The sequence below is a fragment of the Brevibacillus borstelensis genome (assembly GCF_003710865.1).
Lineage (GTDB): Bacteria > Bacillota > Bacilli > Brevibacillales > Brevibacillaceae > Brevibacillus > Brevibacillus borstelensis.
This window is the reverse complement of record NZ_RHHO01000055.1, coordinates 70,609-85,032: the sequence shown is the minus strand read 5'-3', so window position 1 is coordinate 85,032 and position 14,424 is coordinate 70,609. Positions and strand designations below refer to the sequence as shown.

Below are 14,424 nucleotides of genomic sequence, written 5' to 3'. Positions count from 1 at the left end.
TACAACAGCCTCAAATTGGGTTCGTGTACCTCAGGTCGGGATTTTGCCGCCGGCTTCCTTCAGATTCGACCTCGCGGTCGACACCCTTGCCTTGAGCTAACGGTTGGTACAGCCAACCCCCGTTCGGGACTTTCACCCTATAGCTATCGCCCATGCTGGGCGCACCAAAAAAAGAAAAACCCAGTCGTTTGAAGACTGAGTTTTTCTGTCGTATCTATATGAGGTTGTTCCTTTTTTACGTTGGTAGTTCCTCAGATACTATCTTTTGCACGAGTGTACCGTCAGCTTTTCCCTTTACTTTTGGCATGATGACGCCCATTACCTTGCCCATCTCCTTTTTGGAAGAGGCACCGGTGGAAGCAATCGCTTCCCGGACAATCTCACGAACTTCGTTTTCACTCAGTTGTACAGGCAAATAAGCTGAAAGCACTTCAATTTCTTCTCGTGTTTTTTCGGCCAGATCCAAACGGCCGCCTTTTTCAAACTCATGGAGGGATTCACGGCGCTGTTTTAACTCACGGGTCAAGATGGTCAGCTCTTCGTCTTCAGACAACTGTCTACCTTTGTTAATCTCTTCGTTCTGGAACGCAGCTTTCACCATGCGAATAACAGAGAGTTTTAGCGCAGCTTTGTCCTTCATCGCTTGCTTCATATCTTGATTGAGTCGCTCCATTACACTCATGATGGGCCCTCCGTCAATTAATACTTGCGCTTACGAGCTGCTTCGGATTTTTTCTTGCGCTTAATGCTTGGCTTTTCAAAGTGGCGACGTTTACGCAGTTCCGCCATCACCCCAGATTTGGCGCTCTCACGCTTGAAGCGGCGAAGTGCGCTATCCAAAGACTCGTTTTTCTTGACTCGAATTTCTGCCATCTGTCTTCCCTCCCTCCGCTAAAACCGTGGGACACCTGTTACCAACAGACTGTCACACTTCATTATAGGACAGAAAACCAAGGCAGGTCAACCTTTCTTTCCAACTTATTCTTGGAAACCTGCCATAAAGTGATAGTGAATATGGAAAACTTCCTGTCCGGCTGATTTTCCGCAGTTGTTTACGAGACGGAATCCGTCCAGCTTCAATTTTTCCGCAAGATGCTGTGCAACCTTGTGAATATGAGCAATCAGCGGCAAATCCTCTTCCTTTGCATCCATCAACGTAGGAATCGGCTTTCTCGGAATGATCAGGAGGTGGACCTTCGCTTTGGGTGCGATGTCGTGAATCACGATCACCCTGTCATCTTCATATTCAAACCTGGCTGGAATTTCTTTATCCATGATACGCGAAAAAATGCTTTTTTCCATCGGGGAAATCTCCTCCTGCCCGCACATATTCTCATTTCAGAAGCTGTATGTATTGGTAAGATGCCGAGGCCTTCCTCCAAACTAGTATTATGATAGCCGAGTTCCTCCGGGAAATGCAATGTCCGCCCGCCAAAAGGTCGTTTATGCGGACAAAAAAGCCTTGCGGTGTCAGGACAGGAATGGTAGCATGGCTTCGTAGTTTTCCCCGGTATAGTCCGCATCTTTTTTCTATACCGTCCGTGGTCAACAGCGAACGCTGCGCTGCCATGAATTTCTCATCAGAGACAAACGTATCATCAAAGCGTGCGGTCGCCGTTGAGCACGGGAAAAATGTCGAGGCGTTTCGATCCCCGCGGAAATGGGGACATTATGCACGCAAAAAGGAGATTGTTTACATGAAGCCAATGAAACTGGAACAGATCGCCGTCATGGCAGAAGGTCTGGTTTTGTCAGGTGATCCCGCCCTCGCTCTGACCTCTGTTCATTTTGACACGCGGCAGTTGGATGCTGGCGCACTGTTTGTAGCGATTCAAGGTGTACGAGACGGACACGATTACCTCCTGCAAGCGGTTGAAAGGGGAGCACAGGCTGCCATCATCTCCAATCAGCAAAAAATCCCGGAGAATCTGCCGGAAGGCTTTGGACTGATCCTGGTCAACGATACGCTTCGCGCCTTTCAGAAGCTGGCCAAAAATTATCGCAGGCTCTTTCCGATTCCGATGGTTGCCGTTACAGGCAGCATAGGCAAAACGACGACAAAGGATATCGTCTCGCACGTTCTGGAAAGCAAGCTCTCGATCCATAAAACGTATAAAAATCTGAACAACCACCTGGGTGTGCCGTATTCCCTGCTGCAGCTTGCGGACAGCCATCAGGCCGCCGTTCTGGAGCTCGGCATGAATCATGCCGGAGAGATTGATCTGCTCGCCTCTTTAGTAAAGCCTCGCATCAGTGTCATCACGTACATCGGTGAATCCCATCTGGAATTTTTCGGTTCCCGGGAAAAAATCGCGCTGGCCAAGGCAGAGCTGCTGCCCCATACGGATCCCGACGGCTTTGTTCTGTTAAACGGCGACAATGAATACTTGCGCAAAATCGCTCATTTGTACCCTGGCAAGGTTCTCACCTACTCGGTCGAGGGTCCGGCGGATATTTGGGCGGAACGCATAACGGCGGAAGAGAACGGCATGGCATTTGACGTCTGTTTTCGGGGAGGAGACCGTTTTTCCGCATTCCTCCCGCTTTTCGGAAGCCACAATGTGTTGAACGCGCTGCCTGCTGTAGCGATCGCACGCCATTTTGGAATGACCGACGAGGAGATTATCCGGGCTTTGGCCGCTGTAAAGCTGTCCGCCATGCGCTTTGAACGGAAAAATTCCGTCACCGGCGCGGTTTATATCAGCGATGCCTACAATGCCAGCCCCACATCGATGGAAGCGGCTGTCTCCACCTTTGCTGACATCCTGCCAGATCGCACGAAAGTATTGGTATTGGGGGAAATGTACGAGCTTGGTCCGGACAGCGGAGAGATGCATGCACAGGTTGGCCGTTTTGCCAGCAAGCTGCGCGACCGGTTCTCGCTGCTGGTAGCCATCGGAGAGCTGGCCCGTCCCCTGTACGAGGCATACGAAGGCGAGAAGCGCTTCTTCGCTGCGAAGGAAGAAGCTGCGGATTTGCTGGCTTCCCTCTGCGACAGCTCGCATGCCTTTTTGTTCAAGGCCTCGCGCGGAATGGAGCTGTGGACGCTCCTGGAGGAAATCGAGAAGCGACAAGGATAAAAAAAGCCCCGGAATGGGGCTTTTTCTGTATCAACTATACAACTCTACTGTTCGACAACATGTCGGTATTCATTGAGTTTGTCAGGCGAAAACGCGGAGTAATACATAGAGGCCAGGTCAGCAACATAGACAGATTTTCCGTCTTGCGACCATCCGATTACCCGGATATTGTCAATGGCAGACAAGTAGGGACTCCATTTATTCTCTCCGATTCCTCCGAAAGGATAGAGAAAACTGCTCGGCTCCTTTTGATAGCGGATCATCATGTAGCTGTCCTGGGCATTGGAGGGGCGGAAAAACCATTCCGCTGCGAAAGCATGCCCTTTCGGCGACCAGACAATCTTGTCGATGAATTGCTCCATGATCGGCAGATGGGACTGTTTTTGCTGCATTACTTTTTTGCCTGTTTGAAGATCAAGGAAATACTCCTCGTTCTGTGTTCTGACATACTTGTACTTCATGTCACTGGAATACGACGGAAAAGCACTTAGCTTGTGCTCGTATTTGAGCCCGGTCGGAAGGTCGAGCTCCTTGTAGGCGGCGTTCGTTTTATAAAACAGCTTGCGCGATGTCGGCATCCAGTACAGGCTTTGAACATCCCGGCTGTAGCTGGGAGTCATCGCAAACCGGTCATTTATTTTCATTTTCAGAGTGGGAACATGCTGCAGATACAAGTGATACCGCACCTGCTCATCTGTGCCTTTCAGGTCCTTTCGGATAAAAGCGAGATATTCTTCATCAGGTGCAACCAGGAAGTCTGTGATCGGATACGCAGCGGATGCGTGCACCAGAACCTTCTTTTGCCCTGTTGCAGGCTCGAACAGCACCAACTGTTCGTTTTCCAGCATATACAACAGATCTTTGCGGGGAGACCACTTGGCGAAGCCGGGGAGCTTCACCAGCTTTTTTGTCTGCAAGTCGTAGAGATACGGGACGGTTGCATCCTGTTTCGAAAAGCCGATTTTCTCCCCGTAAACGTAGCGGCCCGATGGGGAAATAGCGGCTCTGTGCATCGCCGGCATCTGACCTACAGCCTTGATTGCTCTGCCGTCACCGCTTATTTTGTAAATTTCTGTTGGCGGCTCCTGGGGTTTGGGGGATGGCTGAACGGCCGAGGCCGCGGGAATCGAACCGCCGAGCAGTAATGCCATTGTCAAATAAGTAAGCAATAATCGCTTCATGGCAGAGTGACTTCCTTTCTCGTTATGTGTATCGTTTTCCAGCTCTTTTATAGACGCCCTACTTCCCTGTTTGTTTCACTTCCACTGCAAAAAGATCTGGCAACGGCCTTCTCTGGTCGGCAGAACATAAAAAGAGCGCCTGTCGCGCTCTTTTTCATGCTTGTCTATTGATGTGACTGCCTGCTATTCCAATTCTTCGGCATCCACGATATTTCGTTGTTTGTCCGCATGCCGCTCCAGACCGAGCGTGACCAGTCTGTCGATCAGTTCGCTGTAGCTGATACCGGACTCCTGGAACAGCAACGGATACATGCTGAATGGCGTAAATCCGGGCATTGTGTTCACTTCGTTGATGTACAGGCGATCATTGGCTTCGTCCCAGAAGAAGTCAACCCGGGATAGGCCCGAACCGTCCAAGGCGCGGAATGCCGTTTTCGCCATTTCTGCCATCCGCTCGGCCACATGAGCGGGCACCTCCGCCGGTATCTGAAGTTCTGTACCCGCACCCTTGTATTTTGCTTCGTAATCGTAAAATTCTTTGGCTGCAATGACTTCACCTACCGCAGAGGTAAGCAGCTCCTCATTGCCGAGCACGCCGATCTCCAGTTCGCGTGCCTTTACAGCCTCCTCCACGACCAGACGGCGGTCAAACTTGGCTGCCAGGTTCATCGCTTCGATCAGTTGATCGCGGTCCTTCGCTTTGCTGACTCCCACACTGGAACCCATATTGGCCGGCTTCACAAAACAAGGGTAGCCCAGCTTCTCTTCGATCTGCCTGATAGTCTCTTCCTGCTTTTGTTCCCACTCGGAACGCAGCACGCCAACATAGTTTACTTGAGGCAAACCGGCCTGGGCAAACACGTTTTTCATCATCCATTTGTCCATCCCTACCGCAGATGCCATCACTCCGGCACCTACATAAGGGATATTTGCCAGCTCAAGCAACCCCTGAATCGTCCCGTCTTCCCCGTTTGGTCCATGTACGACGGGAAAAATCACGTCAATTTCCTGCCCGATCGAAAAGACGGATGCTGGACGAACGGCGGCTACAAGCTGCCCTTCCGCTGAATCTTCTGGCTGCTGACTGCCTCCGTCCGACAAGCGCAGCGAATCAACCGCTTCCGGCAATTGTCCGGACAGCGTCGCTCCTTTTACCCAACTGCCGTCCAATTGTACGTAGACCGGCATGATCTCATATTTATCAGCATCAACCGCCTTCATAATAGACATGGCGGTTCGCAGCGAAACTTCATGTTCCGAGGACTTTCCTCCGTAGATGATTCCAAGTCGTATTTTGTTCCCCATGAACCTTTGCTCCTTTCGCCTCTGCGCGGGCAGAGAGCCTACCCGTATCTCATTCTCTCCCATGGTATGCAAACGCCCTATTTTCTTCTACTCACAAGGCTAATCCATCATCCAGCATACACAATCCCCCTCTCAAATACAAGGGACGTCACGAAAGCACCGCCTGACATTGCTCCTCATATTCTGTAACCAAACAGACATGGAGAATCCTTTACGGGAGGTATGTCCATGAGGGATTATCTGCTTTTTTGCAACTACTGCCGCATGTTTACGCTGCTCCACAGCTACAATCGGGAGACGGGCATGTTTTTAGGCGAGTACTCCCTTTTGCACAACGAGTACACCCGCAACAGCATCGTTCTGAATCGATTTTTACTGGCTCATGTCGGGCATGTGATGCGAGTGATCCCCTCCAAAACAGAGGAATTCCAGGAGATTATTTGCACGGCCGCCCATTTTCTGCAGGACGATATCGACAAGTTCGTCGAGGAAAGTCTGGCGCTTGAAAAATACAAGGAGAGAGATCGGCGAAGCGAACGGGAAATCGGGTTGGTCCAGTTGTATATACTGGAGCATCTGCTCGTACACGAACTGGAAAATATCACGGAGATTCGCGCTTCAACCCCGGCAGAAGGACAAGTTCTGCTCGGCAGGGAGCTCGGTCTGAAACGCGCCCTCGAGCTTCTCAGGAGCGCGCTGGCGGAAAAACAGGCACTGGAGTAGGCACTCTTCTTGCAACTTTGCCAGCTAGAGATACGTATAGATTGATAGAGAAATAGCCGCAGGGAGGTCGTGCCATGTTTGAATACAAGTTCGTCCGCGTCGAGTTGTCCCCTTTCCGCCGCCGTCCCAAGCAGGATTATCAGGCGATTGTAGCCGAGCACGCCAGACAGGGCTGGAGATTAGTACAGATTTTCGCTCCGGCAACAGGCGGCGAGGGTGCCGCCATGTACTTTGAACTTATCTTTGAAAAGCAAGCTTCCTCGTCTTGAGGTTCCGCTTTTAACGCTAAAAAGAGCGGGACATACGCTCCCGCTCTTTTTTGTTGCCTACCGCATGGCTATTTTCGATCGCGCACTTCAAAAATGGCGAATTTCAAGTAATGGGCTTCTTCTGCGCCGCTGATTTGCGGATGGTCTTTTCCCGCTCCCCGCCATTCGATCAGCCGCAAAATTTTCTTCGCATCCACCGCCGCTTCTTGAATCGTTTCCAAAAAGAGCTCGGGAGACATGTGATAGGAGCACGATGCGGTCACCAGAAACCCTCCCGGCCTCACCAGCTTCATCCCATGCAGATTGATGTCTTTGTACCCGCGGCAGGCACCCTTAACCGCTCCCCGTGACTTCGCAAACGCTGGCGGGTCCAAAATTACGACGTCCCATGAACGCTTGGCCTCTACGCTCTCCCGCAAATAGTCGAAGGCATTGGCTGTGACAAAATCGACACGATGCAGGAAACCGTTCAATGCGACATTCCGTCTGGCTGTCTCAATCGCAAGTTCGGAAATATCGAGGGCCGTCACTTTTTTCGCACCGTGCTTGCAGGCGTTCAACGTAAAGGAACCGGTATGGGTAAAGCACTCCAGCACTTCCGCTCCATCCCAAAACGGATTTTTGACGATTTTCCCCCTGCGGTCTACAGGGATAAGCATCTTTTCCCCATCTACGTCCACTTCATGCATCGTAATTCCGTGAGCCTCTCCCCAGCCTTTCATCAGAGGAGCGATTGCCGCACGATTTTCCCGTTGGTCGTAGAAAAATCCGGTTTTTTGTCCCTCTACGATATCGACTACATACTTTAATCCATTCTCTTCGATCGTCACTTCCCGCGGACATTTGCCATACATCACTTCTTTGCTTTGGGTCAGGCCCTCCAGCTCACGGACAGGCACGTCATTTCGCAAATAGATGCCCGTCGGCGCAAATACCTCAACCAATGCATCCCGAATCCATTCCCGGCGCATTTCCATCCCGAGCGAAAGAATTTGGACGACCAAAATGTCTTCGTAGCGATCGACGATCAATCCTGGCAAAAAGTCTGCTTCTCCATAAATCACCCGGCAGGCCCGCGGATTATCCACAAATCGGGTACGAAACTCGGCAGCTTGTCTGATCCGGCGCAGGAAAAAAGAATAGTCGATCGTTTCCTGCGGGTCGTAGCTGAGAATGCGCACGATCATTTGCGAGGAGGGGTTGATATATCCTTTTGCCAAAAAGTGACCTTTGTGGTTCGTCACTTCTACTATATCCCCCGGTTCGACCTCTCCTGCAATTTCCATTACCTCTGACTGAAAAATCCACGGATGTCCCGTTTCCAGCCGTTTTTTCCTGTGTTGATGAAGCTTCACTTGTGCCACTTGGTGATCCTCCTTGTCATGCTCGTCTCGGTACAGGCATAGCGTAATATATAACCCGACAGGTAAGGAGGATCGCTTGTGATCGGTGCTGTCCTCGCTCCCTTTACGTTTGGACTGAGCTTTTTTCTATTGGGTATGTACGCCATGCGAACCGGCTTTCAGAATCTGGCCGGCAAACGCATGGCTGATTGGCTAGCCCGTTTTACCCGTACTCCTGTGCACAGCTTTTGGGTGGGGCTGCTCTCCACCTTTGTCCTGCAGAGCTCCAGCGCGGTAACGGTCTTGACCATCGGACTTACGCACGCAGGCATGATCGGCTTCGCCCAGACGGTGGGAATCATTCTCGGAACAAACGTTGGAACGACCGTAACGACTGAATTGATTGCCCTTCGCCTCGAGTCTTTTGCCGTGCCGATGCTGCTGGTAGGCGTCGCCATGTGGCTTCTGCCGCGCCGGCTGCCGCGCTGTATCGGGCTGGTCGTAGCGGGCTTTGGCTTGATCTTTCTCGGCATTGACACGATGCAGGTCATGGCCGGACCGCTCCAACAGTCCGATACGTTTCGCGCCTTGTTTCTGGAAAGCAGCCATTCCATCTGGCTCGGTTTACTCACGGGTACGATTTTTACGGCGTTGATCCACAGCAGCTCGGCTACCACCGCAATTACAATGGGGCTGATGTCCCATCACATTCTCTCGATGGAGACGGCCTTGGCGATTGTGCTTGGGGCCAACATCGGCACGTGCTTTACCGCCGTGATCGCGAGCTTTGGAACGAATGCTGCGTCCAGACAGGTGGCGTGGTGCCATACCTTGTTCAACGGTGCCGGTGCTCTCCTGTTTTTGCCGTTTCTTTCTCAGCTTGCCCTGGTCAGCGCATTTTTAACGGACAGTCCCTCGATGCAGATCGCTCATTCGCAGACGATCTTCAATGTCATCTGCTCGCTGGCTGCCCTGCCCTTTACTCGTCAAATTGCTGCGTTCGTCAGGTGGATGGTCCCTGACAAAAAAAGGACGTAAACGCGTTTCTGGCGTAAAATCAGAGTGAGAAAGGAATTAAATAAATGGCGGTGACAACTCCGGCCATAATCATCGCTACACTGGAGGCAGCGGTCTGGACTTGGGAAACGCGGTTCAGACTTGCCGTTCCGATCGCATGTGCGCTCGTTCCGACGGCAATACCGATCGCCCAGTCATCTTTTACCCCGACTAGCGCAAGCAGCGGACGGGCAAAAGCGATGCCGACAATCCCGGTCAGCGCTGTAAAGAATGCGGCCAATGCGGGGACTCCGCCGATGTTTTTGCTCAGCTCAACCGCGATCGGTGTCGTGACCGATTTGGTCAGCATGCTTTTTGTCAGCACATCATCCGTTCCAAACAACAAGCCCAATCCAAAGACAGTGAGTATCGCGACTGCGCAGCCAGCCCCGACGCCAAGCAGCACGCCCCGCCAGATGTGGGCAAATTCGCGTATCTGTTTGGCCAGGGGAACAGCCAGCGCCACTGTGGCCGGGCCTACCCAGAAGGAAATCCAGTCTCCCCCCAGCCGATAAGCATCCCAGTCGCCATTGATGACCCACCAGATAAACCAGGCGCAAACCGATGCCACCAAAACGGGCTGGATAATAGGAAAACGCGCAGCGGCATACATCGCCATCTTATAGGCCGCCAGCGTTACGATTATCGCAAGCAATGGACTAAGCATCCAGCGACCTCCTCTCTGCTTCTGCCGGGGTCGGAGCAGCCGTCTTTTCCCGTTTCCGATCCAGATACCATTGGATCACCTTCCCGGATACAATCATGACAAAAGCGGGCCCCAGCACCATCGCCAAAATCAGCGGCAGCGGATTTTGCGCTACTGTCTGTAAATAGGATGCGACTCCTACCAGAATCGGCACAAAAAACAGCATCATATGGCGAATCAGCAAATGACTTGCTTCTTCTACCCAATCCAGCTTGACAACCCCGGTGATCAGGGCAAGCGTCAGCAGGAGCATTCCCAGAAGGTTTCCCGGCAGTGGAATGTGAAGCCACTGGCTCGCCATCGTTCCGATCCCATAAAAGGCGAGCAGCAAAATGATGCCTTTGATGGTCTTCACGAAAACTCGCTCTCCTCTCTCCTTATCTGATCTCCCTATGACAAACAACTGTGCCCGGCTTAGGGCAAACACGCCTTGCCGGGCTGAAATTCCGTTAGATGGTGACATCTGTTGCAAAAGTATAACAGAAAACAGACTGCAGCAGCCTCGTAAAAGAATAAAAAAGCCTGACCATCAAACGGTCAGGCTTTCCGTTGTTTAGTAGCCGCTTCCCGCTGCTTCCCCACCGTTTACAATCGCGATACCGGAGCTGGCGCCGATGCGAGTGGCTCCTGCTTCGATCATGGCAAGTGCTGCAGCACGATCACGGACACCGCCGGAAGCTTTTACACCTACTTCGGGCCCGACCGTTTTCCGCATAAGTGCGATATCTTCGACAGTCGCGCCGCCCGGACCAAAACCGGTAGAAGTCTTTACGTAATCTGCTCCTGCTTCGACGCACAGTTTGCAAGCCGTTACTTTTTCTTCCTCGGTCAAAAGCCCCGTTTCCAGGATCACTTTCAGGAGTACATCGCCACAAGCCTCCTTCACGGCGGCTACATCCTGCTTGACGGCCTCAAGATCACCTGATTTGAGTGCACCGATATTCAGGACCATGTCAACTTCCGTCGCACCGTTCGCAATCGCATCGCGGGTTTCCGCTGCCTTGGCTGCCGTCGAGTTTGCCCCGAGAGGGAATCCGATGACCGTGCACACCTTTACATCCGTTCCCGCCAGCAGTTCGGCAGAGCGTTTGACCCAGTAAGGATTTACGCAAACCGAGGCAAAATCATGTTCTCTTGCTTCCGCGCACAGCTTGTCAATCATCGCAGCGGTCGCATCAGGCTTTAACAGGGTATGGTCGATATACTTGTTCAATTTCATATTCTTACACCTCAATCCCGAAATGGTGCAAAGCTAGGCGAAGCACATTATCGTTGTTCCGGTACCCGCGCTTTTGCTGCAGCGCCCACGCCTCATCCGGAGAATGCCAATGGACAGCGTTGATCTCTTCCTCCTGAACAACGATCTCGGTAGAATACGCTTCTACCAGATAATAGTGGACCTCTTTATTGACCAGTTCTCCCGTGACAGGATGATGGTAGTCGTAATAGATGGTGTCCAGCTTTTCTCCCAGACGCCCTCTCACCCCAGTCTCCTCCAGTACCTCGCGGAGAGCTGTTTCCTCAATCGTTTCCCCTAGTTCCTGCTTCCCTTTGGCGAGTGTAACTTTTCCGTAGCGATCTTCTATCAGCATGATCAGCAGGTTGCTGTCTGTTGCTTGGTAGACGACGCCGCCAGCAGAGATTTCCTTCATCCCACGTGTTCCTTCAACTGCATCGGGATCGGTGTGTCCAGAACGCGGACAAACGTGCCTTTGCAGTATTCAGAGCCTGCTTCATCCAGCCGTACCTTGCAAATCTTGCCGATCATGGATTCATCGCCAGGGAAAACGAGATTGAGATAATTGTCCGAATACCCCATCAAGAGGCCGCTTTCGGGCGCTTCTTTGTAAGGACGCTCAGGAATAACCTCCAGGACCTCTCCGACAAATTGCTGGGCGTATTGAAGCGTCAGCTCTCGGTTCAGCCCCAGAAGCTGGGTTACGCGCTCGTGCTTGATTTCTTCCGGAATTTGATCGGTCATCCGTGCCGCTGGAGTGCCTGTCCGCATCGAGTACGGGAACACATGCAGCTCGGCAAAGCCGATCTTTTGAATGAACTCGTATCCATTGCGGAATTGCTCGTCCGTCTCGCCTGGGAAGCCGACAATCACGTCTGTTGTCAAAGCAACGCCAGGCAGCGCCTCGCGAACCTTGACCATTTTTTCATAAAACTCTGCCGTGGTGTATTTCCGGCGCATCCGTTTCAACACGTCATCGTCGCCGGCCTGAAGCGGTACGTGCAGATGGCGCACGACGCGGTCTGAATGATTGATTACGTCGATCACTTCATCCGTGATTTGGCTCGCTTCAATCGAACTGATGCGGATGCGCTTCAAGCCTTCTACCTGATGCAGGTCGACAAGCAGCTTGGCCAGGTTGTAATCTTCCAGATCTTCCCCGTAGCCGCCTGTGTGGATACCGGTCAAAACGATCTCCAGGTACCCCGCCGCAACCAGCTGTCTCGCTTGCTCAAGGACACTTTCCGGTTTGCGGGAACGCATCAGGCCCCGCGCCCATGGAATAATGCAGAAGGTGCAAAAGTTGTTGCAGCCCTCCTGAATTTTCAGCGAAGCCCGCGTGCGGTCGGTAAAGTTGGGTACGTCCAACTCCTCGAATTCGCGCGCTTTCATGATGTTTGCTACTGCGTTGATCGGCTTGCGCTCAGAACGGATCTGATCCACATACTCGATCAGCTTCTCGCGCCCCTGAGTTCCGACAATGATGTCTACTCCCGGAATTTGAGCGATTTCGCTCGGGGAGGTTTGCGCATAGCAACCGGTAACAGCGACAATGGCGTCAGGATTGCGGCGGATCGCACGGCGAATGACCTGACGGCTCTTCTTGTCTCCGGTGTTGGTAACTGTACATGTATTGATAACGTAAACGTCTGCCTCATCCTGTTCAAAATCAACCCGCTCGTAGCCACTGTTTTTAAACAGCTGCCAGATCGCTTCCGTCTCGTAGCTGTTCACTTTACAACCCAATGTGTGGAAAGCAACCGTAGACATTGCGCCTCCTCCTTTCACTCTATCCATAAACGATTGAAATTTTTTATGATTGGCCCAGGGTACGCTCAAACTGATAAGATGCCGCCGCCAGCACGTATTGGCAAGCTGTTTCCGTCCGCAAGATACGGGGACCAAGGGAAATGGACCGGATTCCGGCAGCTTCAGCCGCTGCTACTTCCTCCGGGGCAAAACCTCCCTCCGGTCCGATCAGGACCAGCAGCGAGTCGCCCGGCATCAGTGCCGGCAAAACCTCATGCAGTGTTGTACCGCCTTCTTTTTCGTATGCAATCACCGCACGGGTGTAGCGCGATGATTCCTCCACGATCTGTCTGAACGTGACTGGTGCCAGCAGCTCCGGCAAGATACTGCGATGCGACTGTTCCGCCGCTTCCTTGACAATCTTGCGCCAGCGGTCCAGCTTCTTCGCCTCTTTCTTGGCGTCCAGCTTGACGATGGTCCGCTCGGAGGAAAAAGGAAAAAAAGCGAACGCTCCCAATTCCGTTCCCTTTTGCAGGACCCACTCCATCTTTTCACCTTTTGGCAAACCCTGTCCAATCGTGATCTGCACCGGGAGCTCCCGCTGTTCGCGAAGCAGCTCCACAACAGTTGCCACTACTTCCTTGCCGGACAAGGAATCGATGCGAACAATCGCGGAACGTCCTGCTCCATCGCTGACGATGATCTCCTCGCCGCTTTTTGCCCGCATCACATTTACGATATGATGAACGTCATCGCCTGTAATGGTGACCTCTCGTTCGGAGAACAGGTGCGGCTCGACAAAATATCTTTGCATCCCGCTAACCTCACTATTTTATCTTTTTTTTGCTGTAATGGCTACCCAATCATCAATGAAAATGGTTTCCACGATCTCCAAACCGGATGCAGCCATCGCGTTTTTCACTTCTTGCGCTTTGGCTTCGATGATGCCTGAGGCAATGAACGTTCCCTCCGGCTTGAGTACGCGGTAGACGTCATCTGTAAAACGAACGATGATCTCAGCCAAAATGTTGGCGACGACGAGGTCTACCGGTCCATCGACGCCTTCCAGCAGGTTGTTCTGTCTGACCGTAATTTTCTCATCGACTCCGTTCAGCTCCGTATTGGCCTGTGCGGAACGGACAGCCACCTCATCCAAGTCCATAGCCAAAACGTGCTCAGCACCCAATTTGACCGCTGCGATGCTGAGAATAGCCGTACCGGTCCCGACGTCAAATACGCGGTCCCCCGGCTGCAGATATTTTTCCAAGGCCCGCAGGCAAAGAATGGTGGTAGGGTGTGTACCCGTTCCAAAAGCCATTCCCGGGTCCATCTCGATGATGACTTCATCCGGACTCTTTTGCTGATACTCTTCCCAAACCGGCTTGATCGTCATGCGATCGGAAACATGCACCGGCTTATAGTACTTTTTCCAGGCGTGGGCCCACTCGTCTTCGTGAACATCGTTTACGGCAATCGTGCCCTTTCCGATATCCAAGCCATAACCTGTCAACTCGTCCAGCTGCTGTTTCAACTCGCTCAGCATATCTCCGAGCGTACTGCTGTCTGCCGCCAGATACGCTTTGACGAATACGCCCTCGGCCGGAAAATCATCCGGGGATAGCTGGTAGATCTCACCAAATGGGGTATCCCAATCGCGATGCAGCACCTCCGGGTCTTCGATCACAACCCCGTTGGCTCCCATCTCGTATAGAAGATTGGACACTGCATCTACTGCCTCCGCTGTAGTATGGATACTAACTTCAGACCATTTCATG

Annotated in this window: 17 protein-coding genes; 4 read left to right on the top strand and 13 right to left on the bottom strand. The window is 52.3% G+C overall.

The genetic code is table 11. From position 1 onward, the window contains the following. Positions 1 to 235 precede the first annotated feature (235 nt). From EDM54_RS23350 to EDM54_RS23340, 3 genes are all read right to left on the bottom strand, one after another. Positions 236 to 682 carry a GatB/YqeY domain-containing protein gene (locus EDM54_RS23350; RefSeq protein ID WP_003390639.1) on the bottom strand — a complete coding sequence of 149 codons (447 nt, stop codon included), beginning with the start codon at positions 680 to 682 and terminating at the stop codon, positions 236 to 238. 17 nt (positions 683 to 699) lie between these two features. Further along, complete coding sequence (gene rpsU, locus EDM54_RS23345) at positions 700 to 873, bottom strand: 30S ribosomal protein S21 (RefSeq protein ID WP_003390641.1); 174 nt, start codon at positions 871 to 873, stop codon at positions 700 to 702. Positions 874 to 978: 105 nt separating this feature from the next. Further along, complete coding sequence (locus EDM54_RS23340) at positions 979 to 1,302, bottom strand: histidine triad nucleotide-binding protein (RefSeq protein WP_003390643.1); 324 nt, start codon at positions 1,300 to 1,302, stop codon at positions 979 to 981. A gap of 395 nt (positions 1,303 to 1,697) precedes the next feature. On the opposite strand from EDM54_RS23340, the gene EDM54_RS23335 reads away from it, so the two are divergent. Further along, entirely contained in the window at positions 1,698 to 3,080 is a 1,383-nt protein-coding gene (locus EDM54_RS23335) for a UDP-N-acetylmuramoyl-tripeptide--D-alanyl-D-alanine ligase (protein WP_003390645.1), read from the top strand. 44 nt (positions 3,081 to 3,124) lie between these two features. Here EDM54_RS23335 and EDM54_RS23330 read toward each other — a convergent pair whose 3' ends face one another. Next, a complete protein-coding gene (locus EDM54_RS23330) occupies positions 3,125 to 4,261 on the bottom strand; it encodes a hypothetical protein (RefSeq protein WP_122958866.1) in 1,137 nt (378 codons plus the stop codon). 183 nt (positions 4,262 to 4,444) lie between these two features. Next, on the bottom strand, positions 4,445 to 5,566 hold the full coding sequence (locus tag EDM54_RS23325) for a D-alanine--D-alanine ligase (RefSeq protein ID WP_003390650.1): 1,122 nt from the start codon (positions 5,564 to 5,566) through the stop codon (positions 4,445 to 4,447). Positions 5,567 to 5,794: 228 nt separating this feature from the next. On the opposite strand from EDM54_RS23325, the gene EDM54_RS23320 reads away from it, so the two are divergent. Together EDM54_RS23320 and EDM54_RS23315 are read left to right on the top strand one after the other, a co-directional pair. After that, positions 5,795 to 6,289, top strand: a complete 495-nt coding sequence (locus tag EDM54_RS23320) for a hypothetical protein (protein WP_003390653.1) — start codon at positions 5,795 to 5,797, stop codon at positions 6,287 to 6,289. Between the two features lie 74 nt (positions 6,290 to 6,363). Continuing rightward, positions 6,364 to 6,558 carry a DUF4177 domain-containing protein gene (locus EDM54_RS23315; RefSeq protein WP_003390655.1) on the top strand — a complete coding sequence of 65 codons (195 nt, stop codon included), beginning with the start codon at positions 6,364 to 6,366 and terminating at the stop codon, positions 6,556 to 6,558. A gap of 68 nt (positions 6,559 to 6,626) precedes the next feature. On the opposite strand, the gene EDM54_RS23310 is transcribed toward EDM54_RS23315, so the two are convergent. Continuing rightward, positions 6,627 to 7,922, bottom strand: a complete 1,296-nt coding sequence (locus EDM54_RS23310; RefSeq protein ID WP_122958865.1) for a class I SAM-dependent rRNA methyltransferase — start codon at positions 7,920 to 7,922, stop codon at positions 6,627 to 6,629. Positions 7,923 to 8,000: 78 nt separating this feature from the next. Here EDM54_RS23310 and EDM54_RS23305 point away from each other — a divergent pair, with 78 nt between their 5' ends. Then, positions 8,001 to 8,939, top strand: coding sequence for a Na/Pi cotransporter family protein (locus EDM54_RS23305; RefSeq protein ID WP_122958864.1), 939 nt, complete (start codon positions 8,001 to 8,003; stop codon positions 8,937 to 8,939). Positions 8,940 to 8,958: 19 nt separating this feature from the next. Here EDM54_RS23305 and EDM54_RS23300 read toward each other — a convergent pair whose 3' ends face one another. From EDM54_RS23300 to prmA, 7 genes are all read right to left on the bottom strand, one after another. Beyond that, positions 8,959 to 9,624 carry an LrgB family protein gene (locus EDM54_RS23300; RefSeq protein WP_003390661.1) on the bottom strand — a complete coding sequence of 222 codons (666 nt, stop codon included), beginning with the start codon at positions 9,622 to 9,624 and terminating at the stop codon, positions 8,959 to 8,961. Then, the gene (locus EDM54_RS23295) at positions 9,617 to 10,018 is read right to left on the bottom strand and encodes a CidA/LrgA family protein (RefSeq protein WP_003390663.1); all 402 of its coding nucleotides are present in this window, start codon (positions 10,016 to 10,018) and stop codon (positions 9,617 to 9,619) included. Before EDM54_RS23295 ends, EDM54_RS23300 begins: the two co-directional genes overlap by 8 nt. 198 nt (positions 10,019 to 10,216) lie before the next feature. Next, complete coding sequence (gene deoC / locus EDM54_RS23290; protein WP_003390664.1) at positions 10,217 to 10,882, bottom strand: deoxyribose-phosphate aldolase; 666 nt, start codon at positions 10,880 to 10,882, stop codon at positions 10,217 to 10,219. 4 nt (positions 10,883 to 10,886) lie between these two features. Further along, positions 10,887 to 11,315 (bottom strand): NUDIX hydrolase, encoded by a 429-nt coding sequence (locus tag EDM54_RS23285; RefSeq protein ID WP_031932413.1) that lies wholly within the window; start codon positions 11,313 to 11,315, stop codon positions 10,887 to 10,889. After that, on the bottom strand, positions 11,312 to 12,670 hold the full coding sequence (mtaB, locus tag EDM54_RS23280) for a tRNA (N(6)-L-threonylcarbamoyladenosine(37)-C(2))-methylthiotransferase MtaB (RefSeq protein WP_031932412.1): 1,359 nt from the start codon (positions 12,668 to 12,670) through the stop codon (positions 11,312 to 11,314). Before mtaB ends, EDM54_RS23285 begins: the two co-directional genes overlap by 4 nt. A gap of 43 nt (positions 12,671 to 12,713) precedes the next feature. Further along, positions 12,714 to 13,463 (bottom strand): 16S rRNA (uracil(1498)-N(3))-methyltransferase, encoded by a 750-nt coding sequence (locus tag EDM54_RS23275; RefSeq protein WP_122958863.1) that lies wholly within the window; start codon positions 13,461 to 13,463, stop codon positions 12,714 to 12,716. 18 nt (positions 13,464 to 13,481) lie between these two features. Then, positions 13,482 to 14,423 carry a 50S ribosomal protein L11 methyltransferase gene (gene prmA, locus EDM54_RS23270; protein ID WP_003390673.1) on the bottom strand — a complete coding sequence of 314 codons (942 nt, stop codon included), beginning with the start codon at positions 14,421 to 14,423 and terminating at the stop codon, positions 13,482 to 13,484. Between the last annotated feature and the right edge of the window lies 1 nt (position 14,424).

What these genes read in the sequence shown, in the direction of transcription:
- EDM54_RS23320 (WP_003390653.1), top strand. Translation starts at nt 5,795, where the DNA reads ATGAGGGATTATCTGCTTTTTTGCAACTACTGCCGCATGTTTACGCTG.
- EDM54_RS23315 (WP_003390655.1), top strand. Translation starts at nt 6,364, where the DNA reads ATGTTTGAATACAAGTTCGTCCGCGTCGAGTTGTCCCCTTTCCGCCGC.
- EDM54_RS23275 (WP_122958863.1), bottom strand. Translation starts at nt 13,463, where the DNA reads ATGCAAAGATATTTTGTCGAGCCGCACCTGTTCTCCGAACGAGAGGTC.
- prmA (WP_003390673.1), bottom strand. Translation starts at nt 14,423, where the DNA reads ATGAAATGGTCTGAAGTTAGTATCCATACTACAGCGGAGGCAGTAGAT.
- mtaB (WP_031932412.1), bottom strand. Translation starts at nt 12,670, where the DNA reads ATGTCTACGGTTGCTTTCCACACATTGGGTTGTAAAGTGAACAGCTAC.
- EDM54_RS23350 (WP_003390639.1), bottom strand. Translation starts at nt 682, where the DNA reads ATGAGTGTAATGGAGCGACTCAATCAAGATATGAAGCAAGCGATGAAG.
- EDM54_RS23325 (WP_003390650.1), bottom strand. Translation starts at nt 5,566, where the DNA reads ATGGGGAACAAAATACGACTTGGAATCATCTACGGAGGAAAGTCCTCG.
- EDM54_RS23300 (WP_003390661.1), bottom strand. Translation starts at nt 9,624, where the DNA reads ATGCTTAGTCCATTGCTTGCGATAATCGTAACGCTGGCGGCCTATAAG.
- EDM54_RS23340 (WP_003390643.1), bottom strand. Translation starts at nt 1,302, where the DNA reads ATGGAAAAAAGCATTTTTTCGCGTATCATGGATAAAGAAATTCCAGCC.
- EDM54_RS23335 (WP_003390645.1), top strand. Translation starts at nt 1,698, where the DNA reads ATGAAGCCAATGAAACTGGAACAGATCGCCGTCATGGCAGAAGGTCTG.
- rpsU (WP_003390641.1), bottom strand. Translation starts at nt 873, where the DNA reads ATGGCAGAAATTCGAGTCAAGAAAAACGAGTCTTTGGATAGCGCACTT.
- EDM54_RS23330 (WP_122958866.1), bottom strand. Translation starts at nt 4,261, where the DNA reads ATGAAGCGATTATTGCTTACTTATTTGACAATGGCATTACTGCTCGGC.
- deoC (WP_003390664.1), bottom strand. Translation starts at nt 10,882, where the DNA reads ATGAAATTGAACAAGTATATCGACCATACCCTGTTAAAGCCTGATGCG.
- EDM54_RS23285 (WP_031932413.1), bottom strand. Translation starts at nt 11,315, where the DNA reads ATGAAGGAAATCTCTGCTGGCGGCGTCGTCTACCAAGCAACAGACAGC.